We start from the raw sequence: 23377 nt of genomic DNA, 5'->3' as shown, positions 1-23377 counted from the left end.
CACAGGGAAACAATCATGGGCTGGGAAGGCATCGATGAGTTCGTCGCGGTGGCAAATACCCTGCACTTTGGCCAGGCCGCCGATCGCCTGGGCACCTCCACTTCCCACGTCAGTCGCCAGGTGGCACGGCTGGAGGAGCGCCTGCAGGCTCGGCTGCTCTACCGCAGCACCCGCAGCGTGGCCCTCACCGAGGCCGGCCACACCTTCCTGCAACACTGCCGTCGCCTGCAGGAGGCCCGCGACGAAGCCCTGCGCGAGGTCAGCGACCTCTCCAGCCAGCCCAAGGGGCTGATCCGCATGACCTGCGCCGTGACCTATGGCGAGCGTTTCGTCGTGCCGCTGGTCAATGACTTCCTTGCCCGTCATCCCGAGGTGAGCCTGGAGCTGGACCTGACCAATCGCACCGTCGACCTGCTCCACGAGGGTTACGACCTGGCCATCCGCCTGGGTCGCTTGGCCGATTCCCGCCTGGTGGCGACGCGGCTGGCGCCGCGGGAGCTCTACCTGTGCGCCGCCCCCAGCTATCTGGAGCGCTTCGGGGCGCCCCATACCCTGTCGGAACTGAGCCGCCATCGCTGCCTGGTCGGCACCAGCGACATCTGGAGCTTTCGCGAAAACGAGCGCGAGGTGTTGCACCGCGTCCAGGGCTCCTGGCGCTGCAACAGCGGCCAGGCGGTATTGGACGCCGCGCTGCGTGGCTTCGGTCTGTGCCAGCTGCCGGACTACTACGTGCAGCCGCATCTGGCGCGCGGCGAGCTGCGCGCGCTGTTGGACAACCGTCAGCCGCCCAATAGCGCGGTATGGGCCCTGTATCCGCAGCGGCGCTTTCTCTCGCCGAAGATTCGCCTGCTGGTGGAGCACCTCAAACAGGGACTGGGCGCGGAGCGCCTGGGCGGCCGCTCCCTATCCAGGGGGTGAGCATCGCTGGCTCGCTTTCTGATCGAGGCGTTGCTGCAGGCCTGAGTCCTAGGCCTCGGCGAAGACAACCTGCAGTCGCTGCAGGTCTTCGGGGGTGGTGACCTTGATGTTGTCCACCCGGCCCTCGACCAGACGCGGCGCATGGCCGGCCCATTCCATGGCCGAGGCCTCGTCGGTGATGGCGGCGCCCGCCGCCAGGCCGGCGCAGAGGGCATCACGCAGAGCGCCGAGGCGGAACATCTGCGGTGTGTAGGCTAGCCACACCTGGCTGCGATCCACGGTTTCGCTCACCCGGCCATCACGTCCGACACGCTTGAGGGTATCCCGCGCCGGCACGCCCAGCAGGCCACCCACCGGATCCTGGGCCAGTTCGGCCAGCAGCCGATCCAGGTCATCACGTCGCAGATTGGGCCGCGCCGCGTCATGCACCAGCACCCAGTCGCCGTCGGTGGCACCCTGCTCGGCTAGCAGCAGCAGGCCGCCGAGTACCGAGTCGGCGCGCTCGCGACCGCCCGGTGCACGAAGGATACGGGCATCGGTGGCGCAGGGTAGCGTCGGCCACCAGGGATCTTCCGGCGCCAGGCTCACCGCCAGCCCGCGTAGACGGGGATGATCGAGAAAACAGTCGAGGGTGCGCTCCAGCAGGCTGCGGCCGCACAGGTCGAGGTATTGCTTGGGCCGGTCGGCACGCATTCGCGCGCCCACACCCGCGGCGGGAATGACCGCCCAGAAGGAAGGCAGAAGGGACATTATTTGGATTGCAGGAAGAGGGTTTCGCCTTGTTTGACCATGCCGAGTTCGTGGCGGGCACGCTCCTCGACGGTCTCCATGCCTTTCTTGAGCTCGACGACCTCGGCTTCGAGGATCTCGTTGCGCTCCAGCAGGCGTTTATTCTCGCCATTCTGGTCGGCGATCTGCTGCTTGAGTTCGTGCACCTGGGCGAAGCTGCCATCACCAACCCACAGGCGATACTGAAGACCGCCAAGCAGCAGGAGCAGGAAGGGGAACAGCCAGTAGGGACTTCGCATGGGTGGTAACGGATTCGCGGGCGGCAGATGCCGCAAAGGCGGCGGCAGAAACGAAAACAGGATAGAAGCCCGGCTCTACGCTTGTAAACTGGGCATCTATCCTGTGGTCCGGCAGACGAGCCAGGAGGCAACGACCTGAATCGTCGCCTCCACGTTCACGCAGCTCTTAGCTACGGAACTCGGCACGGCCGCGGTACGGTGCCTTGGCACCCAGTTGCTCTTCGATACGCAGCAGCTGGTTGTACTTGGAAACGCGGTCGGAACGGCACAGCGAGCCGGTCTTGATCTGACCGGCGGCGGTACCTACGGCCAGGTCGGCGATGGTGGAGTCTTCGGTCTCGCCGCTGCGGTGGGAGATCACTGCGGTGTAGCCGGCGGCCTTGGCCATCTGGATGGCTTCCAGGGTCTCGGTCAGGGAGCCGATCTGGTTGAACTTGATCAGGATCGAGTTACCGATTCCCTTCTCGATGCCTTCCTTGAGGATCTTGGTGTTGGTGACGAACAGATCGTCGCCCACCAGCTGTACCTTGCTGCCGATCTTGTCGGTCAGGGCCTTCCAGCCCGCCCAGTCGGACTCGTCCATGCCGTCTTCGATCGAGATGATCGGGAACTTCTCGGTCAGCCCGGCCAGGTAGTCGGCGAAACCGTTGGCGTCGAAGGCCTTGCCTTCACCGGACAGGTCGTACTGGCCGTCCTTGTAGAACTCGCTGGAGGCGCAATCCAGGGCCAGGGTCACGTCGGTGCCCAGCTCGTAGCCGGCGTTCTTCACCGCTTCGGCGATGGCAGCCAGGGCATCGGCGTTGGAGGCCAGGTTCGGTGCGAAGCCGCCTTCGTCACCCACGGAAGTGCTCAGGCCACGGGCCTTGAGCACGGCTTTCAGGTGATGGAAGATCTCGGCACCCACGCGCAGGGCGTCGGCGAAGCTCTTGGCCCCGACCGGCTGGACCATGAATTCCTGGATGTCGACGTTGTTGTCGGCATGCTCGCCGCCATTGATGATGTTCATCATCGGCACCGGCATGGAGTACTGGCCAGGGGTGCCGTTCAGGTTGGCGATGTGGGCGTAGAGCGGCAGGTCCTGGTCTTCGGCGGCGGCCTTGGCAGCTGCCAGGGACACGGCCAGGATGGCGTTGGCGCCCAGCTTGGCCTTGTTGTCGGTACCGTCCAGCTCGATCATGGCGCGGTCCAGCGCCTTCTGGTCGCTCGGATCCTTGCCCAGCAGTAGGTCGCGGATCGGCCCGTTGATGTTGCCTACGGCCTTCAGCACGCCCTTGCCTAGATAACGGCTCTTGTCGCCGTCGCGCAGCTCCAGTGCCTCGCGCGAACCGGTGGACGCGCCGGACGGCGCGGTAGCGCGACCGACGATACCGTTGTCCAGGATTACGTCCGCTTCAACGGTGGGGTTGCCGCGGGAATCCAGGACCTCACGTCCCTTGATGTCGACGATGTTAGCCATTTTTGTATCGATCTCCATGTTACCGGTCATTGACGGATCAGCCTTCGGCTGCGCGCGGGCCTTTTGGTTCAGCCGCCGCTTAGGCAGTTTCGATCGGCGTGAACGACTTCACCAGCTCGTCCAGTGCCTTGAGCTGGGCCAGGAAGGGCTCCAGCTTGTCCAGGCGCAAGGCACAGGGGCCGTCGCACTTGGCGTGTTCGGGATCCGGATGGGCTTCGAGGAACAGACCGGCCAGGCCCTGGCTCATACCGGCCTTGGCCAGGTCGGTGACCTGGGCACGGCGGCCGCCGGCGGAGTCGGAGCGCCCGCCCGGCATCTGCAGGGCATGGGTCACGTCGAAGAACACCGGGTAGCCAAAGCTCTTCATGATGCCGAAGCCGAGCATGTCGACCACCAGGTTGTTGTAGCCGAAGGAGGAACCACGCTCGCAGAGGATCAGCTGGTCGTTACCGGCTTCTTCGCACTTGGCGAGGATGTGCTTCATCTCCTGGGGCGCGAGGAACTGGGCCTTCTTGATGTTGATCACGGCATCGGTCTTGGCCATGGCCACGACCAGATCGGTCTGCCGCGAGAGGAAGGCCGGCAGCTGGATGATGTCGCACACCGCCGCCACCGGGGCAGCCTGGTAGGGCTCGTGGACGTCGGTGATCACCGGCATGCCGAAGGTGGCCTTGAGCTCTTCGAAGATGCGCAGGCCAGCCTCCATGCCGGGACCACGGTAGCTGGTTACCGATGAGCGGTTGGCCTTGTCGAAGCTGGCCTTGAAGACATAGGGGATACCCAGCTTCTCGGTCACCTTGACGTATTGCTCGCACACCTGCATGGCCAGGTCACGGGATTCCAGCACGTTCATGCCGCCGAAAAGCACGAAGGGCTTGTCGTTGGCGATCTCGATGTTGCCGACGCGGACGATCTTCTGAGCGGTCATGATCAATCCTTCTTGGCGTAGCGCAGGGCGGCGTTGACGAAGCCGCTGAACAGCGGATGGCCATCACGCGGGGTGGAGGTGAACTCTGGGTGGAACTGGCAGGCGACGAACCAGGGATGATCCGGGGCTTCCACCACTTCCACCAGGGCACCGTCGCCCGAACGACCGGAGATCTTCAGGCCGGCGGCCTGGATCTGCGGCAGCAGGTTGTTGTTGACCTCGTAGCGATGACGATGGCGCTCGACGATAACGTCCTGGCCATAGCAGTCATGTACCTGAGTGCCGCTGATCAGCTGACATTCCTGAGCGCCCAGGCGCATGGTGCCGCCCAGATCGGAGCCTTCGGTGCGGATCTCGGTGGCGCCGGTGGAATCCTGCCATTCGGTGATCAGGCCGACCACGGGGTGACCGCTGGCCTTGTCGAATTCGGTGGAGTTGGCGTCTTTCCAGCCCAGCACGTTACGGGCGAATTCAATGACCGCCACCTGCATTCCCAGGCAGATGCCCAAATAGGGAATCTTGTTCTCGCGGGCGTACTGCACGGTGGCGATCTTGCCTTCCACGCCGCGCAGGCCGAAGCCGCCGGGAACGAGGATGGCATCGACGCCCTTGAGCAGATGGGTACCCTGCTGCTCGATGTGCTCGGAATCGATGTAGCGCAGGTTGACCTTGGTGCGGCTCTGGATGCCGGCGTGGTTCATGGCCTCGATCAGCGACTTGTAGGCGTCGAGCAGCTCCATGTACTTGCCGACCATGGCGATGGTGACTTCCTGCTCGGGATTGAGCTTGGCATCCACCACGCGATCCCACTCGGACAGATCGGCCGGCTGGCACTCCAGGCCGAAGCGCTCGATGACGAATTCGTCCAGACCCTGGGCGTGCAGCACCGAAGGGATGCGGTAGATGGTGTCGACGTCTTCCAGGGAGATGACCGCGCGCTCTTCGACGTTGGTGAAGAGGGCGATCTTGCGACGGGAGGAGCTGTCGACAGTGTGGTCGGAACGGCAGATCAGCACATCGGGCTGCAGGCCGATGGAGCGCAGTTCCTTGACCGAATGCTGGGTCGGCTTGGTCTTGGTCTCGCCGGCGGTAGCGATGTAGGGCACCAGGGTCAGGTGCATCAGCATGGCGCGACGCGCCCCGATCTCTACCCGCAGCTGGCGGATGGCTTCGAGGAAGGGCTGCGACTCGATGTCGCCGACGGTACCGCCGATCTCCACCAGGGCCACGTCGGCATCGCCAGCGCCCTTGATGATGCGCCGCTTGATCTCGTCGGTGATGTGCGGGATCACCTGCACGGTGGCGCCCAGGTAGTCGCCGCGGCGCTCCTTGCGCAGCACGTCCATGTAGATGCGACCGGTGGTGAAGTTGTTGTTCTGGGTCACGGTGGTGCGGATGAACCGCTCGTAGTGGCCCAGGTCCAGGTCGGTTTCGGCGCCGTCATGGGTGACGAACACCTCGCCGTGCTGGAAGGGGCTCATGGTGCCGGGATCCACGTTGATGTACGGATCCAGCTTGAGCATGGTGACCTTCAGCCCTCTCGCTTCCAGAATGGCGCCCAGGGAGGCCGAGGCGATGCCTTTCCCCAAAGAAGAAACAACACCGCCCGTGACGAAAATAAAGCGCGTCATGAAAATTCCTAGAATCTGCGTTGAGGCGGAGAGCCGCCGATGAAAGCGAGAGCGGTCGGCCTGGCGCCGGACCAATGCACACCGTCCACTCGGGGCGAGCGGAAAATGCGGTATAAGACGGGAGCGTAGTCTAGCCTAAAGGTCATCTCAGCTCAAACCCACCCATGCCGTCTGCGGGCTGCCACTCAAGCCGCCCTCCCCCTGGCAGAGCACTCAGACCAGGCAGATTGGCCACGGCCAGCAGTTCGTCGCCTCGCCAGAGCAGCGGCAAACGGCCGCGCAGGAACGGCGGCACCGCCTGCTCATTGAGCAATCGCTTGAGATCACGGGCGCCCCGACCAGGGATCCGCAGCCGCTCGCCCCCCTGTCGATAGCCGATCCGCCAGCCGGATTCGGCAGGCCGACCGACGAATATCAGCCGGCCATTGCCCCCGAGCTCCAGGGTGGTTTCCTGTCCGTTTAAGGCCGCAGGTAGCGGCTCGGCCTGCCAGGCATCCGGCACCCACCAGATCCGCCCAGCGCCACGGCGCACGCTGCCGCCTTCCAGACGCCAGCAGGGATCGCTGGCCTCCCCTCCCTCGCGCAGCGCCTGCCAGCCGGCCCAATGGGCGCTGTCAGGCTGGCGCGTCAGACGTTCCAGCCAGGCGCGCAAGGCATTGCGCTGGCGTGCCTCGCTCAGGGCCTGCAGGGGCGCCAGAGCCAGGCTTGGCAGCGGCACCCAGGCAAAGGGCTGCTCCCCTCGCCGAGCCCGAAGCAGATCCAGGCTGGCCAGCTCGCCCAGCAGCTCATCGGCCTCGGCCAGATGCCGAGCGCTGCGCGCCATGACCTGGTCGATACCTGGCCAGCGAGTGCGCAGCCGGGGCAGCACCTCGTGTCTCAGATAATTGCGATCCAGCTGGATGTCGGCGTTGCTGGGATCCTCGATCCAGTCCAGCTTTTCGTTCCGGGCATAGGCCAGCAGCGCGGCCCGTGGCTCGTCCAGCAAGGGGCGCCAGAGGCGACCGGCAGCCAGCGGCCGCGCATCCGGCATGCCGGTCAGCCCCTTCACACCCGCGCCACGCACCAGGCGATGCAGCAGCGTCTCCAACTGATCGTCGCGGTGCTGGCCGAGCACCAGACAGCCCTCCGCGGGCAGGACCCGTGCGAAGGCGGCATAGCGCGCCTCGCGCGCGGCACGTTCGAGACTGGCTGCCTGATCGGTGCGCACGTGCAAGATATCGAGGGGAACCGCCAATGCCTGACAGACCTGGGCGCAGTGACTGACCCAGGTATCCGCGACGGCTTGCAGGCCATGGTGCACGTGTATCGCCTGCAGCTCGACGAGCAGGCCACGCTCGCGCAGGCGCGCGAACAGGTGCAGCAGGACGGTGGAGTCGAGTCCGCCAGAGAAACCCACCCGCCAGTGACGAGTGGGCGGCTGCCGCTCCAGCCGGGCGTGCAGCCGATCCAGCAGACTCATGGAGGCGGGATCAGGAAATGCCGTAGCTCATCAGGCGCTCGTAACGACGCTCCAGCAGTGCCGGCAGATCGTAGCCCTTGAGTTCGTCCAGCTGTTCCAGCAGCGCGGTGCGCAGGCTGGCGGCCATGGCCTGGGGATCGCGATGGGCACCGCCCAGGGGCTCGTCGATCACTTGGTCGACGATGTTCAGGCTCTTCAGCCGCTCGGCGGTGATGCCCATGGCCTCGGCGGCATCGGGGGCCTTCTCGGCGGTCTTCCACAGGATGGAGGCGCAGCCTTCCGGCGAAATCACCGAGTAGGTGGAGTGCTGGAGCATGTTGAGCTGATCGCAGACGCCAATGGCCAGGGCGCCACCGGAACCACCTTCGCCGATCACGGTGGCGATGATGGGAGTCTTCAGACGCGCCATGACGCGCAGGTTCCAGGCGATGGCCTCGCTCTGGCCACGCTCTTCGGCGTCGATGCCCGGGTAGGCACCGGGGGTATCGATGAAGGTCAGGATCGGCATCTTGAAACGCTCGGCCATTTCCATCAGACGGCAAGCCTTGCGATAGCCTTCCGGACGCGGCATGCCGAAGTTGCGCCGCACCTTCTCGCGCACTTCGCGGCCCTTCTGGTGGCCGATGATCATTACCGGACGGTCTTCCAGGCGGGCGACGCCACCCACGATGGCCGGATCGTCGGCGAAGTGACGGTCGCCATGCAGCTCTTCGAAATCGCTGAAGAGGTAGCTGATGTAGTCCAGGGTGTAGGGACGCAGCGGATGACGCGCCAGACGGGCCACCTGCCAACTCGACAGGTCGCTGAAGATGCTCTTGGTGAGCGCCTGGCTCTTCTCCTGCAACCGGGCGATCTCGTCACTGATGTTCAGCGCATTGTCGTTACCGACCAGTCGAAGTTCTTCGATCTTGGCCTGGAGATCGGCGATGGGCTGTTCGAAATCGAGATAGTTCGGGTTCATGGGCATCCGTTATTGCAATCTAGAGCCAGGGGCCGGGGCGCCTACCTTAAGGGATCGGACGAGACAGGTCGAGACTCCTGCCGCGTCACTGGCACCCGCCGCTGGCGAGGGTTGGGACGGAACGCACGAGGCGCTCGGGCTTAACGATAGTTGAGAAAGACGTTCTCCCTGCCGAACTGGTCACGCAGGGTTTGAATCAGGCCATCAGCCGGGTCGATCCGGTAATTCTCGCCGAACTGCAGCAAGGCACGCGCGGTGGGGCCCTGGTAGTCGATGGTGACCGGACAGGCACCACGGTGACGACCGCAGAGTTCACCCAGCCAGCGTAGCCGGTCACCGGCCAGGGACTCGCTGCGCACGGCGATCCTCAGGCTTTCCGCCAGGGCGGTACGGGCCTCCTCCAGGCCCAGCACCCGCTTGGCGCGCAGCCGCAGGCCGCCGGAGAAATCGTCCTGGCTGACCTCGCCCTCGACGATCACCAGGGCATCGGTCTGCAAGAGCGCCTGGGCCGCGTTGAAAGCCTCGGCGAACAGCGAGGCCTCGATGCGCCCGGAACGGTCGTCCAGGGTGACGAAGCCCATTTTGTCACCACGCTTGTTCTTCATCACCCGCAGGTTGACGATCAGCCCGGCCACGGTCTGGGTCTCGCGCGAGGGCTTGAGGTCGACGATGCGCTGACGCGCCAGCCGGCGCACCTCGCCTTCGTATTCCTCGATGGGGTGGCCGGTCAGGTACAGCCCCAGGGTTTCCTTTTCTCCGCGCAGGCGCTCCTTGAGATTGAGCTCCCGGGCGCGCCGGTGATTGGCATAGACATCGGCCTCGGGTTCGGCGAAGACGCCACCGAAGAGGTCGACATGACCGCTGTTGTGACTGCGGGCGGTCTGCTCGGCCGAGGCGATGGCCTCTTCCATGGCCGCCAGCAGCACGGCGCGGTTCTGGTCGATGGTCGCCTGATAGGCCTTGATCTCGTCATGGTAGTGCGGCCCCAGGCGATCCAGTGCGCCAGAGCGGATCAGGGCTTCCAGGGTGCGCTTGTTGATGCGTTTGAGGTCCACCCGCGCGCAGAAGTCGAACAGGTCCTTGAAGGGTCCTTCGGCACGTGCCTCGACGATGGCCTCCACCGGCCCCTCGCCCACACCCTTGATGGCGCCCAGGCCGTAGACGATGCGCCCGCCCTCGTTCACGGTGAACTTGAACTCGGAGATGTTCACGTCCGGCGTGTCGATGCGCAGCTTCATGTGGCGGCATTCCTCGATGAGGATCACCACCTTGTCGGTGTTGTGCATGTCCGCCGACAGCACCGCGGCCATGAAGGGTGCCGGATAGTGGGTCTTCAGCCAGGCGGTCTGGTAGGAGACCAGACCATAGGCGGCCGAGTGGGACTTGTTGAAGCCGTAACCGGCGAATTTCTCCACCAGGTCGAAGATATTGCCCGCCAGCTCACCATCGATGCCGTTATTGGCGCAGCCCTCGATGAAGCCGCCGCGCTGCTTGGCCATCTCCTCGGGCTTCTTCTTGCCCATGGCCCGGCGCAGCATGTCCGCCTGGCCCAGGGTGTAGCCGCCCATGACCTGGGCGATCTGCATCACCTGTTCTTGATAGAGGATGATGCCATAGGTCGGCGCCAGCACCGGCTGCAGGCCATCATACTGGTAGTCCGGATGCGGATAGGCCAGCTCGGCGCGACCGTGCTTGCGGTTGATGAAGTCGTCCACCATGCCCGACTGCAGCGGACCGGGTCGGAACAGCGCCACCAGGGCGATGAGGTCTTCCAGGCAGTCCGGCTTGAGCTTCTTGATCAGCTCCTTCATGCCGCGGGATTCCAGCTGGAAGACGGCAGTGGTCTCGGCCTTCTGCAGCAGGGCGTAGGTAGGCTTGTCGTCCAGCGGGATGAAGTCGATGTTGAGCGGCTCGCGCCCCTCCTCTACTTCCGTGCGGTTGATGGTCTCCAGCGCCCACTTGATGATGGTCAGGGTGCGCAGGCCGAGGAAGTCGAACTTGACCAGGCCGGCCTGCTCGACGTCGTCCTTGTCGAACTGGGTCACCAGGCCGTTGCCGTCCTCGTCGCAGGCGATGGGTGAGAAGTCGGTCAGCTTGGTCGGGGCGATCACCACGCCCCCGGCGTGCTTGCCGGTACCGCGGGTAATGCCTTCCAGCTTCAGGGCCATGTCCCAGATTTCCTTGGCGTCCTCGTCGGTCGCCAGGAAGTCGCGCAGCGGCTCCTCCTGCTCGAAGGCCTTCTGCAGGGTCATGCCCACTTCGAAGGGGATCATCTTCGACAGGCGATCGGCCAGGCCATAGGACTTGCCCTGCACCCGCGCCACGTCGCGCACCACCGCCTTGGCCGCCATGGTGCCAAAGGTGATGATCTGGCTCACCGCCTCGCGGCCGTACAGGTCGGCCACGTATTCGATCACCCGGTCACGACCGTCCATGCAAAAGTCGACGTCGAAGTCGGGCATGGAGATCCGCTCGGGGTTCAGGAAGCGCTCGAACAGCAGGTCGTAGGCCAGCGGATCCAGGTCGGTGATCTTGAGCACATAGGCCACCAGGGAGCCGGCACCCGAGCCCCGGCCGGGACCGACCGGTACGCCGTTGTTCTTCGCCCACTTGATGAAGTCCATCACGATGAGGAAGTAACCGGGGAAGCCCATCTGGATGATGATGTCGAGCTCGAAGTTGAGCCGGTCGACGTACTCCTGGCGCTTTTCCTCGTAGTTCGGCGTGGTCTCGCGCGGCCAGAGCACGGCCAGGCGCTCCTCCAGGCCCTCGAAGGACACATGGCGCAGGTAGTCGTTGATGGTCATCCCGTTGGGAATCGGGAAGTTGGGCAGAAAGTACTTGCCCAACTGGATTTCGATGTTGCAGCGCTTGGCGATCTCGACGGTGTTTTCCAGCGCCTCGGGCAGGTCGCTGAACAGCTCGGCCATCTCGGCCGCCGACTTCAGGTACTGCTGGTCGCTGTACTTGCGCTCGCGCCGGGGATCGTCCAGCGGACGGCCCTCGCCGATGCAGACGCGGGTCTCGTGGGCTTCGAAGTCCTCGGCCTTGAGAAAGCGCACGTCGTTGGTCGCCACCAGGGCGCCACCGCAACGATCGGCCAGGGCCACCGCCGCATGCAGATGCTCTTCGTCACCCGCTCTTTCGGTGCGCTGGATCTCCAGATAGAAGCGATCCTGGAAGACCTGCTGCCATTCCTCGAAGAGCTGATCGGCTAGGGCCAGATCGCCTTCGAGCAGCGCCAGACCGATCTCGCCCTCCTTGGAACCGGACAAGGCGATCAGCCCCTCGCTGGCCTCCTTCACCCAATCGCGCTGGATGACGATCTGCCCGTCTTGCTGGCCTTCCTGAAAACCGCGAGACAGCAGTTCGGTAAGGTTGCGATAGCCCTTGGCGTTCATGACCAGCAGGGTCATGCGGCTCAGGGGGGCGTCGCCATCGCGACCGGCCATCCAGATGTCGGCGCCAGCGATAGGCTTGATCCCGGCGCCCATGGCGGCCTTGTAGAACTTGACCAGCGAACAGAGGTTACCCTGGTCGGTCACCGCCACCGCCGGCATCCCGGCTGCTTCAGCGGCCTTGACCAACCCCTTCACTCGCACGATCCCGTCGACCAGGGAGTATTCCGTGTGTAGACGCAGGTGGACGAAGGATGCGGACATGGCAGAGACCCCTTGATGCATGAGGCGCGGGATTGTACTGGATTGTCGACCTGGGGTCAGACCGCCGCGACGGCCGTCAGTAGGTCGCGACGATCTGGGTCGAGGCCTGGGTCTCGAGAACGAGCCAGGCCTCGCGTACCGGTGCGAAGGAGCGCCGATGGATGGGCGTGGGGCCCAGGCGCCTGAGCGCGTCGAGGTGCTCGGCGGTGGGATAGCCCTTGTGTCCGGCCAGGCCATAGCCCGGATAAAGGACATCGAGCGCCTGCATTTCGCGGTCGCGGCTGACCTTGGCCAGAATGGACGCCGCGGCGATTGCCGGGACCTGGCTATCGCCCTTCACCACCGGTGCACTGGGCACCGCCAGTTTGGGGCAGCGATTGCCGTCGATCAGCGCCAGACGCGGCTGGACTTGGAGGCCCTCCACCGCCCGCTGCATGGCCAGCATGGTGGCATGCAGGATGTTCAGGCGATCGATCTCGGCGACCTCGGCGCGGGCCACGCACCAGGCCAGGGCCTTTTCCTGGATCTCGTCGAACAGGGCTTCGCGGCGCGTCAGCGACAGCCTCTTCGAATCGTTCAGGCCCAGGATGGGCTTGCCCGGATCGAGGATCACCGCAGCGGTGACCACGGCGCCACACAGCGGACCGCGACCGACCTCGTCGACCCCGGCGACCAGCGCCTCGACCAGATTGAAATCCAGGCCCAGCTGCATCAGCTGCGCGCCCGCAGGAGATCCAACACGGCGCCGGCCGCCTGGACCGAGGCATCGCGCCGCAGGCTGTGATGAATGGTTTCGAAGCTGTCGGTCTGCTGCTGCGGCCGCTCCAGCAGCGGCAGGAGTTCAGCCACCAGCCGCTCCGGCGATGCCTCGTGCTGGATCAGCTCAGGCACCAGCTTGCGTCCTGCCAGCAGGTTGGGCAGCGAAATGTAGGGGCTTTTCACCAGCTGCTTGAGAATCAGATAGGTCAGGGGCGCCACCCGATAGGCCACCACCATGGGCCGTTTGAACAGCAGTGTCTCCAAGGTCGCGGTGCCCGAGGCGATCAGCACGCCATCACAGGCGGCCAGCACTTCATGGGAACGTCCATCGGTCAGCAGCAGCGGCAAGGGCGGTCGACCTTCCAGCAATTGCTCCACCTGAGCCCGTCGTGCGGCGTTGGCACAGGGTAAGACGAAACGCACACCAGGACTCACGGCCAGCAACTGGGCGGCGGCGTCGAGGAACAGCGCACCGAGGCGCCCTACTTCGCCACCGCGACTGCCGGGCAACAGAGCCACGACCTGCCCCTGTTCCGGCAAACCCAGGGCCTGCCTGGCGGCCGCGCGGTCGTTATCCAGCGGGATGGTGTCGGCCAGTGGATGCCCGACGAAACGCACCGGCACCTGCTGCTCTTCGTAGAAACGGGCTTCGAAGGGAAACAGGGTCAGCATCAGGTCGCAGCCATCGCGAATCTTCAGCACCCGCTTCTGTCGCCAGGCCCAGACCGAGGGACTGACGTAATGCACCGCTGGAATGCCTGCGCGGTGCAGCTGGGCCTCGATCTCGAGGACGAAATCCGGGGCATCGATACCGATGAAGACGTCGGGGCGGGCATCGAGCAACTGGGCGATCAGCGCCTTGCGCCGGCCCAGCAGTTCGCGCAGCCGGCCGAGCACCTCGACCAGCCCCATGACCGCCAGGCGCTCCATGGGAAACTCGGACACCAGCCCTTCGGCTTCCATCCGCGGACCACCGACGCCCATGAAGGAGATATGCGGATGCTGCTCGCGCAGCGCCTGCATCAGGCCAGCGCCCAGCAGATCGCCCGACGCCTCCCCTGCCACCAGCGCCACACGCAGCGGGCGCTGGGCGAACTCAGCGGGTGATGCCACGCGTCGCACTCAGGATGGAGTCACGGAATACCGCCACCTCGGGAAACTGCTGGGCCACCGGCTCCAGCTCTCGCATGGCGTCATCGACGGTCAGCCCCTGGCGATAGACTACCTTGTAGGCGCGGCGCAATTCCTTGATGGCCTCGGCCGAGAAGCCGCGCCGCCGCATGCCTTCGAAATTCATGCTACGGGCTTCGGCCGGGTTACCGAACACCGTGACATAGGCCGGTACATCCTTGCCGATGGCCGTGCCCATGCCGGAAAAGCTGTGGGCGCCAATACGGCAGAATTGATGGACCAGGGTATAGCCGGAGAGAATCGCCCAATCGTCGACATGCACGTGCCCGGCGAGGGCCGTGTTGTTGACCAGGATGCAGTGATTGCCGATCACGCTGTCATGGCCGATGTGCACATAGGCCATCAGCAGATTGTGATCGCCAATGGTGGTCTCTTCCCGATCCTGCACGGTACCGCGATGGATGGTGACCCCTTCGCGGATGGTGTTGTGATCGCCGATGCGCAACCGGGTCGGTTCGCCCTGATACTTGAGGTCAGGCGTATCCTCGCCGATGGACGAGAACTGGAAGATGCGATTGTGACGTCCGATCATGGTCGGACCCTTGAGGATGACGTGAGGCCCGATGACGGTACCCTCGCCTACCTCCACATCTGGCCCGATGATCGACCAGGGGCCGACCTGGACATCGGCAGCGAGCCGTGCCTTGGGGTCGACGATAGCCCTGGGGTCAATCAACGTCATAGCTTGCGTTCCGCGCAGATGATCTCGGCCGAGCAGACCGGCTTGTCGTCCACACTGGCCCGACATTCGAATTTCCAGATGCCGCGCTTGGTGCTGATGAAGCGAGCGTCGAGCATCAGCTGATCACCCGGCGTCACCGGCTGGCGAAAACGCAGCTTATCCGATCCGACGAAGTAGTACAGGGTGCCGTCGGCCGGCGAGGAATTCATCATCTTGAAGCCAAGGACACCGGCTGCCTGCGCCATGGCCTCGACGATCAGCACGCCCGGCATGATCGGGTGCTGGGGAAAGTGGCCGGTAAAGAACGGCTCATTGATGCTGACGTTCTTGTAGGCACGAATGCGCTTGGCTTCGATATCCAGCTCCAGCACGCGATCCACTAACAGAAAGGGATAGCGATGCGGGAGATATTCACGGATCTCGTTGATGTCCATCATGGTCGGGGAAGGCCTGTTCAGAAAGGGGAAACATCCGATGCAGAATCAAGCATCAGAAGCAGCGTCATCCCGCGAGGTCACGGTAGCAACGATTTTTTCCAGATGTTGCAGACGGCGAGCCATGTCGTCGAGGTGACGAATCCGCGCGGCGCTTTTCTTCCACTCACCGGCCGGCTGCATGGCCGTACCGGAGGAATAGGCACCGGGCTCGGTAATCGAGCGAGTCACCATGGTCATACCGGTGACGAACACGTTGTCGCACACCTCGATATGACCGACCATGCCCACGCCGCCGGCGATGGTGCAGTGTTTGCCGATCTTGGTACTGCCAGAGATGCCGACACAGGCGGCCATGGCGGTGTGCTCACCGACCTGGACGTTGTGCGCGATCATGATCTGGTTGTCGAGCTTGACGCCATTACTGATGATCGTGTTCGCCAGGGCGCCACGGTCGATGGTGGTATTGGCCCCGATCTCGACGTCGTCGCCGATCAGCACCCCACCCAGCTGGGCGATTTTTTGCCACTGGCCGCGCTCGCTGGCGAAGCCGAAGCCTTCCGCGCCGATCACGGCGCCGGATTGCACCACTGCTCGTTCGCCGATGATCACGTCGTGATAGAGCGTGACCCGTGGCGCCAGCCAGCTGTCTGCACCAATGACGCTGCGCGCACCCACTACGCAGTGAGCTCCCAGACTCACGCCAGCACCGATGTGCGCCTGTGCCTCAATCACCACATAGGGGCCAATGGCCGCCGTCGGATCGACCTGGGCATCCGCAGCGACGAGCGCCGTAGGATGGATGCCGGCCGCGCTACGTGGCTTGCGGTCGAACAGATGGGACAGCCGTGCATAGGCCAGATAGGGATTGGCCAGGATAAGGGAATCGCCGGCATAGCCGTCGGCGTCCTTTTCCGTGAGCAGCACCGCCCCAGCCTGGGTGTCGGCCAGATAGCGGCGATACTGCGGATTGGCAAGAAAACTCAGCTGGTCAGCACCGGCCTCTGGCAGGGTAGCCAGGCCGGTTACCAGGCGCTCGGGCGAACCGCGTAATTCCACGGTCAACTGGCGGCTTTCCAGCCATTGCGCCAGCTCGCCCAGCGTAAAGGTCGTATGGCTCATTAACGACCCGCGTTCATGCGCTCGATGACTTGGCGCGTGATGTCGTACTGCGGCTTCACGTCCACCACGGCACCGCGCTCGAGCACCAGATCGTAATCACCCTTCTTCAGCACCTCTTCCACGGCTTTGTCCAGGCGCGGCTTGAGCAGCTTGAGCATGTCTCGGTCGGACGCGGCCTTGGCATCGTTGAGTTCCTTGGACTGGAACTGGAAATCCCGGGCTTTCTGGCGGAAATCATTTTCCAGACGGGTGCGCTCAGCCTGGGCCATCTTGTCACCGCCCTTGTTGAGCTTGTCCTGGATGTCCTTGGCCGAGCCTTCCAGATTCTTCAGCTTGTTCAGCTGAGGACCGAATTTCTTTTCGGAATCGACCGCGTACTTCTTGGCGGCGTCCGACTCCAGCAGGGCCATCTGGTAGTTCAGCACGGCGATCTTGGTGTCGGCGAAAACCGGAGCGGCAACGAGAACGGCAGCGAACAGAGCGTAACGGGTGTACTTGTGCACAGTTGACTCCTGCGTAAAGCGCAAAGGTGTAACCTGGGTCAGAACGTCTGACCCAGCGAGAACTGGAAGACCTGCGGATCGGAGTTGGTCGGCTTCTTGACTGGAACGCCGAGGCTGAAGCTCAGCGGACCCAAGGCAGTAACCCAGGTCACACCGACGCCGACGGAGCTGGCCATGTTGGAGAAGCTGACGTCGCCGCAGTTTTGTGTCGAGTTCAGGTAGCACTTGGTGCTGAACACGTTACCCACGTCCCAGAACAGCACGGTTCGCAGGGACTTCTGATCCTTCACGAAGGGCAAGGGGAAAAGGTATTCCACACCACCGGTGATCAGGACATTGCCACCGAAGGCCTCATCGTTCTCCCGATCGCGGTAGCCCTGACCTTGATCAGCGTAAGTCGCCGGGTTCCTCGGTGGCGTGGTCCGCGGACCCAGACTGCTGTCCTCGAAACCCCGTACAGAGTTGAAGCCGCCCGCGTAATAGTTCTCGTAGAACGGTAGGCCGTCGGTACTGCCATAGCCGTCACCATAGCCCAGCTCGGTATGGAAGCGCAGCGCCGTATTGTCGGTCAACGGAGTGAACAGCTGGCCGCGGTAGTCGAGTTTGTAGAAGCTCAGGTCGCTGCCCGGGATGGTGATCTGACCGGTCAGGCTCTGGGAAGCACCCCGGGTCGGCAGGACACCGCGGTTCAGGGTCGAGCTCGACCAGCCGATGCTGGCCTTGAAGTTGGTGAAGTTATCCCCTTCGCGCTGGACGAAATCGTAGATCTCGTCGGCACTGTATGTACCAGGATTGATCTCGTCTTTCTGCACGCTCAGACCATAGGTCAGACGCGAGGTCTCGCTGATCGGATAGCCCAGGGTGACACCGCTACCCAGGCTGTTGATCGAGTAGTAGGAGACGTCACTGTCGTACAGTTTGCTGTAGTCGGTGCTGCGATAGAAGATGTTGTAACCCAGGCTCACGCCGTCCGGGGTGAAGTACGGGTCGGTGAAGCTGAAGTTGTAGCGACTCTGGTACTGGGAACGGGTCAGACCGATGCTGACCTGGTTGCCGGTACCCAGGAAGTTGTTCTGGCTGATGGAGCCACCGAGGATCAGACCGGCGCTCTGGGCGAAGCCGATGCTGGCTGTGATGGAGCCCGACGGCTGCTCTTCGACGTTGTAATTGACGTCGACCATGTCGTCGGTGCCAGGCACCTGGGGCGTCTCGACCTTGACTTCCTTGAAGTAGCCCAGGCGCTCGAGGCGGGTCTTGGACTGGTCGATGAGGTAGGTGGAAGCCCAACCGCCCTCCATCTGACGCATCTCGCGACGCAGCACCTCGTCCTCGGTCTTGGTGTTGCCGCGGAAGTTGATGCGGTTGACGTAGGCACGCTTGCCCGGGTCGACCACATAGGTCAGAGAAACGCTGTGGTCGTCGTCATGGGGCTCGGGCAAGCCGTTGACGTTGGCGAAGGTATAGCCTTCGTTGCCGAGTCGACGAGTGATCAGATCCGAAGTGCTGGTCATGACCTTGCGCGAGAAGACCTGGCCCGGCTGGACCAGCATCAGTTTGCGCAGTTCGTCTTCCGGCACCTTGAGGTCGCCGGACAGCTTGACTTCACGAACGGTGTACTTCTGCCCTTCGTTGACGTTAACCGTGATGTAGACGTGCTTCTTGTCGGGCGTGATGGACACCTGGGTCGAGGTGATGTCCATGTTGATGTAGCCGCGATCCAGGTAATAGGAACGCAGACGCTCGAGGTCACCCGCCAACTTTTCCCGGGAGTATTTGTCATCGTTACGGAAGAAGGACAACCAGTTGCTCGGCTTGAGCTCGAACAGCGAGGTGAGATCGTCTTCGGCAAAGACCGTGTTGCCCACCACGTTGACGTGGGAGATGGTCGCGACCTCGCCCTCGTTGATGGTGATCTTCAGCTGCACCCGGTTGCGAGGCTGGGGCACCACTTCGGCATCGATGCTGGCGGAATAACGGCCCTGGGCGACGTACTGGCGCAGCAGTTCATTACGCACCCCTTCCAGCGTCGCACGCTGGAAGATCTCACCCTCGGCGAGACCAGCCTGCTTGAGACCCTTCATCAGGTCGTCGCTGGAGATCGCCTTGTTGCCTTCCAGGGTGATACTGGAAATGGAAGGACGCTCGACCAGGTTAACGACCAGGACGTTACCGTCACGACCCAGCTGGATATCCTGGAAGAATCCGGTACGGAAGAGGGAACGGGAAGCCTCGGCCAATTTGTTGTCGTCAACGGCCTCGCCCACGTTCAGCGGCAAGGCGCCAAAGACGCTGCCGGACGATACACGTTGCAATCCGTTGACGCGGATATCGGAGATGGTGAAGGACTCGGCGTGTACCTCGCCGATCATCAGCGCGGCTATTACCGCAGGTAGCAGCAGGCGTTTCATGAGTCCCTTTTATTCCAACTGGCAAATAAAGAATCTGCCGCACTGGGCGGCAGATTCGGCAATCAGCAGAGTGTCAGAGGCGACCGAGGTCATTGACCAAGGCCAGCAGCATCACACCCACGACGAGGCTAATACCGATCTGCATGCCCCATGTCTGCACACGCTCGGACAAGGGCCGCCCGCGAATCCACTCGACGAAGTAGAACACCAGGTGACCACCGTCGAGCACAGGGATAGGCAACAGATTCAGAACCCCCAGGCTTATGCTCAGGTACGCCAGAAAATTGAGGAAATCCCCCAGGCCTGACTGAGCCGAAGCGCCCGCCACTTTAGCAATGGTTATCGGCCCGCTCAAGTTTTTTACCGACAGCTCTCCCAAGAGCATCTTCTTCAGGGAAACCAGCGTGAGCACGCTCATCTGCCAGGTTCGGCCGATGCCTTCACCCACGGCGGCCACCGGTCCATAGCTAATTTCGCGAACCATGTCCGCTGGCCATTTGACCGGCGCCACACCGGCGCCCAGATAGCCGGACTCGGTAGCATCGACATGGCGCGCCCCAAGGCGAAGGGAAACGTCCTGCTGCCGACCCTGGCGTTCGTAAGTCACCTTGACCTGCTGATTGGGATGGGCTCGCACCCAGTCCACCGCCTGCTGCCAGTCCTTGATGGCCGTCTCGTTCAACGCGAGCAGACGGTCGTCGGTCCGCAGGCCAGCGGCCTGGGCAGGACCCGCCGGATCCAGTTCGGCGAAGACAGCAGGGATTTCTGGCCGCCAGGGTTTCAGGCCCAACGCCTGAATCGGATCGGGATCTTCCGCACCGCGTAGCCAGGAGTGGAGTTCGATGACGCTATTCTGCTCCGCGGTGGTCCCTGGAAGCGTATAGCGGATGCGCAGCGGACCGCTTTCACCCAGACGATCGACCAGACGCAGGTTGACGGCGGACCAGCTGTCCACGGCAGCGTCATCGATCGCGGTCAGCTCCGCCCCGACCGGGATGCCGGCAGTCGCAGCCGGTGTATCGGCTGCTATCGCCCCCACGACCGGACGCGGTTGCTGGGAGCCCAGCATGGCCAGCAACCAGAAGAACAGGATGGCTAGCAGGAAATTGGCGATCGGACCAGCGGCCACGATGGCGATGCGCTGGCGCACCGTCTTGCGGTTGAAGGCGGCATGCTGCTCTTCGGGCGGGACGGGTGCTTCGCGCTCGTCCAGCATCTTCACGTAGCCACCCAGGGGGATGGCCGCCACCACGAATTCGGTACCGTACCGGTCGTGCCAGCGCAGCAGTGGCTTGCCGAAGCCTACGGAAAAGCGCAGGACCTTGACGCCGCACCGACGCGCGGTCCAGAAATGGCCATACTCGTGAATGGTCACCAAGACGCCCAGGGCGATCAGGGTTCCCAGTATCGTATAAAGGATGGACATTGGCTGCCTCCGCTACCTCAGTGTGCAGATTCTGCGGACTCGCAGGCCAGGTGTCGAGGCGCGGGATCAGCGCCTCGACAACCACTCCTGGGCCAGCTGCCGAGCGGTATTGTCGGCCGCGAAGACCGCTTCCAGATCGGCGGCCGGACAGGGCTCGACCCCCTTGAGCACCGACTCGATCAGTTGCGGGATCTCGGTAAAACCGAGTTGACCCGCGAGAAAGGCCTCGACGGCGACCTCGTTGGCGGCATTGAGCGTCGCCGGCATGCAACCGCCCGCCTGAGCGGCTTCGCGCGCCAAGCGCAGACAGGGAAAGCGCGCTTCATCGGGCCGCTCGAATTCAAGCCGGCCGATGTCGAACAGGTCCAGGGGCGCCACCCCGGAACCGATACGCTCCGGCCATGCCAGGGCATGGGCGATGGGAGTGCGCATGTCGGGGTTGCCGAGCTGAGCCAGCACCGAACCGTCTACATAGTCCACCAGAGAGTGGATGACGCTCTGGGGGTGGATGACCACCTCGACCTGATCCGGTATCGCCTCGAACAGCCAGCAGGCTTCGATCAGCTCCAGCCCCTTGTTCATCAGGGTGGCCGAATCCACCGAAATCTTGCGCCCCATCGACCACTTGGGGTGAGCGCAGGCCTGATCCGGTGTCACTCCGATCAACTCTTCGGCCGGTGTCTCACGGAACGGGCCGCCTGAGGCCGTGAGCAAGATTCGGCGCACGCCCTTGCGGGCCAACCCCGGCGTCGCCGGATCGGCCAGGCACTGGAAAATCGCATTGTGCTCGCTGTCGATGGGCAACAGGGTCGCGCCGCTGGCCTGCACCGCCTCAATGAAGAGGGCGCCACTCATGACCAGGGCTTCCTTGTTGGCGAGCAGCACGCGCTTGCCGGCCTTGACCGCGGCCAATGTCGGCTTGAGTCCCGCCGCCCCGACAATCGCCGCCATGACGGTGTCGACCTCGGGATGGGCAGCGATGAACTCCAGACCCGCCTCCCCTACCAAGATCTCAGGGAGCGCCTGGGCGCCCTGCAGCAGACCGGCCAGCCGGTCGGCGGAGGCCTGGTCCGGCACGGCGGCGTAGACCGGCTGGAAGCGACGGCAGAGCTCGGCCAGCTCGTTCAGACGGCGATGGCCGCTGAGGGCAAGGATCTGATAACGGTCAGGATGCTGCGCCACGACATCCAAGGTGCTGGCGCCGATGGATCCCGTGGCACCCAGGACGCAGAGCCGCTGGACGTTCACTGGACACCCCAGCCAGCCCACCAGAGCAGCAAGGCGAACAGCGGGACGGCGGCGGTAAGGCTGTCGATACGATCCAGCACGCCGCCGTGCCCTGGCAGCAGCTGACTACTGTCCTTGAGTCCGGCCTGACGCTTGAACATGCTTTCGGTGAGGTCACCCACCACGGAGATCAGCACCACGCAGGCGGCGCCAAGGAGCGCCTGCAGCAGGTCACCAAAACCCCAGCCGCGGACCAAGCCCAGCACCAGAGTGGCCACCAGCGCGGCGGCCAAGCCACCATAGAGCCCTTCCCAGCTCTTGCCCGGACTTACGGCTGGCGCCAGCTTGCGCTTGCCAAAGGCCCGTCCGGAAAAATAGGCGAAGATGTCGGCGAGCCACACCAGCATCATCACTTCGAGAATCAGCAGATTGCCGCCCGGCGCTGCCTTGAGCAGCATCAGTCCTTGCCAGGCCGGCACCAGCACTACCAGCCCGATCAGCAGACGTCGCCAGGAAGCCTGCCAGGCCCGAGCGCTATCGGGATAGGTCAGTACCAACACGGTCGCGTACAGCCACCAGGCGAGACTGATGAACAGCAGGCCGTGCGCGCCGGCAGGCATCCACCAGCAAAGCAGCAAGGCCAGGGCGACCACGGCGGCATAGGCGCAACGCAGTGGCTGAGCCTCCAGCCCCGCCAAGCGCGCCCATTCCCAGGCACCCAAGACAACGACCGCACCGATGAACAGAGCGAAGGCTGCTCCTTCCAGCCAGAAGAATCCGGCCAGCGCGATGGGCAGGAGCACCATCGCCGTGATAACTCGCTGCTTCAGCATTAGGCGCGTAGCTCCGCTTCCACCTGTTCGCAGGTCCTGCCGAACCGCCGTTGGCGGGTGGCAAAGTCGGCCAGGGCGGCGTGCATGGCCTCGTGCTTGAAGTCCGGCCAGAACAGGTCGGAGAAATACAGCTCGGCATAGGCGATCTGCCAGAGCAGGAAGTTGCTCACCCGCCGTTCTCCGCCAGTACGGATGCAGAGGTCGGGCAAAGGTAGATCGGCGGTCGCCAGGCAACCCTGCAACAGTTCCGGCGTGATGGCCGCGGGCTGTAGAGTGCCCTGCTGAACCTGCAGCGCCAGTTGCTGGGCAGCCTGGGTGATATCCCATTGCCCGCCATAATTGGCCGCGATCTGCAGCACGAATCGGGTGTGGTGGGCGGTGAGCGCCTCGACTTCCGCCATGGCAGCCTGCAGTTCCGGATGGAACAGCGAGCGATCGCCAACGATGCGCAGCCGAATGCCGTTCTGGTGCAGCTTCTTGGCTTCCCGCCGCAAGGCGGAAAGGAAAAGCTCCATCAGGGCGCCAACCTCGTCGGCCGGACGCCGCCAGTTCTCGCTGGAAAAGGCGAACAGCGTCAGCACCTCGACGCCCGCATCGCCGCAGACCTCGATCACCGCCCGAACAGCGTCCACTCCGGCTTTGTGACCGGCGACCCCCGGCAGCAACCGACGGCGCGCCCAGCGATTGTTCCCATCCATGATGATCGCCACATGACGTGGCACCACCTTGCCTGGCTTGCTCATGCCCAT

General features: G+C 63.8%; 20 protein-coding genes. 1 reads left to right on the top strand and 19 read right to left on the bottom strand.

What is annotated here, in order from left to right:
• Window positions 1-12: 12 nt before the first annotated feature.
• Window positions 13-918, top strand: a complete 906-nt coding sequence (locus ACUCV0_RS01410; RefSeq protein WP_156428993.1) for a LysR substrate-binding domain-containing protein — start codon at window positions 13-15, stop codon at window positions 916-918.
• Between the two features lie 48 nt (window positions 919-966).
• Here ACUCV0_RS01410 and ispD read toward each other — a convergent pair whose 3' ends face one another.
• The 19 genes from ispD to uppS all read right to left on the bottom strand — a co-directional run bounded on the left by ispD (window position 967) and on the right by uppS (window position 23377).
• Complete coding sequence (ispD, locus tag ACUCV0_RS01405; protein ID WP_059314062.1) at window positions 967-1668, bottom strand: 2-C-methyl-D-erythritol 4-phosphate cytidylyltransferase; 702 nt, start codon at window positions 1666-1668, stop codon at window positions 967-969.
• Entirely contained in the window at window positions 1668-1946 is a 279-nt protein-coding gene (locus ACUCV0_RS01400; protein ID WP_482211821.1) for a septum formation initiator family protein, read from the bottom strand. The genes ispD and ACUCV0_RS01400 overlap by 1 nt, the downstream gene beginning before the upstream one ends.
• A gap of 166 nt (window positions 1947-2112) precedes the next feature.
• Window positions 2113-3402 carry a phosphopyruvate hydratase gene (gene eno, locus ACUCV0_RS01395; protein WP_482211820.1) on the bottom strand — a complete coding sequence of 430 codons (1290 nt, stop codon included), beginning with the start codon at window positions 3400-3402 and terminating at the stop codon, window positions 2113-2115.
• A gap of 79 nt (window positions 3403-3481) precedes the next feature.
• Window positions 3482-4330 (bottom strand): 3-deoxy-8-phosphooctulonate synthase, encoded by an 849-nt coding sequence (gene kdsA, locus ACUCV0_RS01390; protein WP_313647832.1) that lies wholly within the window; start codon window positions 4328-4330, stop codon window positions 3482-3484.
• 2 nt (window positions 4331-4332) lie between these two features.
• Window positions 4333-5961 carry a CTP synthase gene (gene pyrG, locus ACUCV0_RS01385; protein WP_059314060.1) on the bottom strand — a complete coding sequence of 543 codons (1629 nt, stop codon included), beginning with the start codon at window positions 5959-5961 and terminating at the stop codon, window positions 4333-4335.
• Window positions 5962-6103: 142 nt separating this feature from the next.
• A complete protein-coding gene (tilS, locus tag ACUCV0_RS01380) occupies window positions 6104-7420 on the bottom strand; it encodes a tRNA lysidine(34) synthetase TilS (protein ID WP_482211819.1) in 1317 nt (438 codons plus the stop codon).
• Between the two features lie 10 nt (window positions 7421-7430).
• Complete coding sequence (locus ACUCV0_RS01375; RefSeq protein ID WP_059314058.1) at window positions 7431-8381, bottom strand: acetyl-CoA carboxylase carboxyltransferase subunit alpha; 951 nt, start codon at window positions 8379-8381, stop codon at window positions 7431-7433.
• 140 nt (window positions 8382-8521) lie between these two features.
• Window positions 8522-12043, bottom strand: a complete 3522-nt coding sequence (gene dnaE / locus ACUCV0_RS01370) for a DNA polymerase III subunit alpha (RefSeq protein WP_482211818.1) — start codon at window positions 12041-12043, stop codon at window positions 8522-8524.
• A 76-nt stretch (window positions 12044-12119) separates the two neighbouring features.
• On the bottom strand, window positions 12120-12755 hold the full coding sequence (rnhB, locus tag ACUCV0_RS01365) for a ribonuclease HII (protein ID WP_482211817.1): 636 nt from the start codon (window positions 12753-12755) through the stop codon (window positions 12120-12122).
• Entirely contained in the window at window positions 12755-13882 is a 1128-nt protein-coding gene (lpxB, locus tag ACUCV0_RS01360) for a lipid-A-disaccharide synthase (RefSeq protein WP_323148232.1), read from the bottom strand. Before lpxB ends, rnhB begins: the two co-directional genes overlap by 1 nt.
• A gap of 16 nt (window positions 13883-13898) precedes the next feature.
• A complete protein-coding gene (gene lpxA / locus ACUCV0_RS01355) occupies window positions 13899-14675 on the bottom strand; it encodes an acyl-ACP--UDP-N-acetylglucosamine O-acyltransferase (RefSeq protein WP_059314054.1) in 777 nt (258 codons plus the stop codon).
• Window positions 14672-15112, bottom strand: a complete 441-nt coding sequence (gene fabZ / locus ACUCV0_RS01350) for a 3-hydroxyacyl-ACP dehydratase FabZ (protein WP_059314053.1) — start codon at window positions 15110-15112, stop codon at window positions 14672-14674. Before fabZ ends, lpxA begins: the two co-directional genes overlap by 4 nt.
• A 45-nt stretch (window positions 15113-15157) precedes the next feature.
• Window positions 15158-16231: a UDP-3-O-(3-hydroxymyristoyl)glucosamine N-acyltransferase gene (gene lpxD / locus ACUCV0_RS01345; RefSeq protein WP_482211816.1), complete on the bottom strand. Its 1074-nt coding sequence runs from the start codon at window positions 16229-16231 to the stop codon at window positions 15158-15160.
• Window positions 16231-16734, bottom strand: coding sequence for an OmpH/Skp family outer membrane protein (locus ACUCV0_RS01340; protein WP_059314051.1), 504 nt, complete (start codon window positions 16732-16734; stop codon window positions 16231-16233). The genes lpxD and ACUCV0_RS01340 overlap by 1 nt, the downstream gene beginning before the upstream one ends.
• Window positions 16735-16772: 38 nt before the next feature.
• On the bottom strand, window positions 16773-19142 hold the full coding sequence (gene bamA / locus ACUCV0_RS01335) for an outer membrane protein assembly factor BamA (RefSeq protein WP_059314050.1): 2370 nt from the start codon (window positions 19140-19142) through the stop codon (window positions 16773-16775).
• A gap of 73 nt (window positions 19143-19215) precedes the next feature.
• Window positions 19216-20568 (bottom strand): RIP metalloprotease RseP, encoded by a 1353-nt coding sequence (gene rseP / locus ACUCV0_RS01330; RefSeq protein WP_482211815.1) that lies wholly within the window; start codon window positions 20566-20568, stop codon window positions 19216-19218.
• Window positions 20569-20634: 66 nt separating this feature from the next.
• Window positions 20635-21816, bottom strand: a complete 1182-nt coding sequence (ispC, locus tag ACUCV0_RS01325; protein WP_059314048.1) for a 1-deoxy-D-xylulose-5-phosphate reductoisomerase — start codon at window positions 21814-21816, stop codon at window positions 20635-20637.
• Window positions 21813-22628 carry a phosphatidate cytidylyltransferase gene (locus tag ACUCV0_RS01320; RefSeq protein ID WP_059314047.1) on the bottom strand — a complete coding sequence of 272 codons (816 nt, stop codon included), beginning with the start codon at window positions 22626-22628 and terminating at the stop codon, window positions 21813-21815. The genes ispC and ACUCV0_RS01320 overlap by 4 nt, the downstream gene beginning before the upstream one ends.
• Window positions 22628-23377: a polyprenyl diphosphate synthase gene (gene uppS / locus ACUCV0_RS01315; RefSeq protein ID WP_167348558.1), complete on the bottom strand. Its 750-nt coding sequence runs from the start codon at window positions 23375-23377 to the stop codon at window positions 22628-22630. Before uppS ends, ACUCV0_RS01320 begins: the two co-directional genes overlap by 1 nt.

The organism is Pseudomonas sp. VMV1 (assembly GCF_056790235.1).
The sequence above is the reverse complement of the archived record's forward strand: the minus strand, read 5'-3'. Positions and strand labels throughout refer to the sequence as shown.

Coding starts and splice junctions, on each gene's coding strand:
- kdsA (WP_313647832.1), bottom strand. CDS start 4,330: ATGACCGCTCAGAAGATCGTCCGCGTCGGCAACATCGAGATCGCCAAC.
- eno (WP_482211820.1), bottom strand. CDS start 3,402: ATGGCTAACATCGTCGACATCAAGGGACGTGAGGTCCTGGATTCCCGC.
- rnhB (WP_482211817.1), bottom strand. CDS start 12,755: ATGCAGCTGGGCCTGGATTTCAATCTGGTCGAGGCGCTGGTCGCCGGG.
- ACUCV0_RS01320 (WP_059314047.1), bottom strand. CDS start 22,628: ATGCTGAAGCAGCGAGTTATCACGGCGATGGTGCTCCTGCCCATCGCG.
- dnaE (WP_482211818.1), bottom strand. CDS start 12,043: ATGTCCGCATCCTTCGTCCACCTGCGTCTACACACGGAATACTCCCTG.
- uppS (WP_167348558.1), bottom strand. CDS start 23,377: ATGGGCATGAGCAAGCCAGGCAAGGTGGTGCCACGTCATGTGGCGATC.
- pyrG (WP_059314060.1), bottom strand. CDS start 5,961: ATGACGCGCTTTATTTTCGTCACGGGCGGTGTTGTTTCTTCTTTGGGG.
- ACUCV0_RS01375 (WP_059314058.1), bottom strand. CDS start 8,381: ATGAACCCGAACTATCTCGATTTCGAACAGCCCATCGCCGATCTCCAG.
- lpxA (WP_059314054.1), bottom strand. CDS start 14,675: ATGACGTTGATTGACCCCAGGGCTATCGTCGACCCCAAGGCACGGCTC.
- rseP (WP_482211815.1), bottom strand. CDS start 20,568: ATGTCCATCCTTTATACGATACTGGGAACCCTGATCGCCCTGGGCGTC.
- fabZ (WP_059314053.1), bottom strand. CDS start 15,112: ATGATGGACATCAACGAGATCCGTGAATATCTCCCGCATCGCTATCCC.
- ispD (WP_059314062.1), bottom strand. CDS start 1,668: ATGTCCCTTCTGCCTTCCTTCTGGGCGGTCATTCCCGCCGCGGGTGTG.
- bamA (WP_059314050.1), bottom strand. CDS start 19,142: ATGAAACGCCTGCTGCTACCTGCGGTAATAGCCGCGCTGATGATCGGC.
- tilS (WP_482211819.1), bottom strand. CDS start 7,420: ATGAGTCTGCTGGATCGGCTGCACGCCCGGCTGGAGCGGCAGCCGCCC.
- ACUCV0_RS01400 (WP_482211821.1), bottom strand. CDS start 1,946: ATGCGAAGTCCCTACTGGCTGTTCCCCTTCCTGCTCCTGCTGCTTGGC.
- lpxD (WP_482211816.1), bottom strand. CDS start 16,231: ATGAGCCATACGACCTTTACGCTGGGCGAGCTGGCGCAATGGCTGGAA.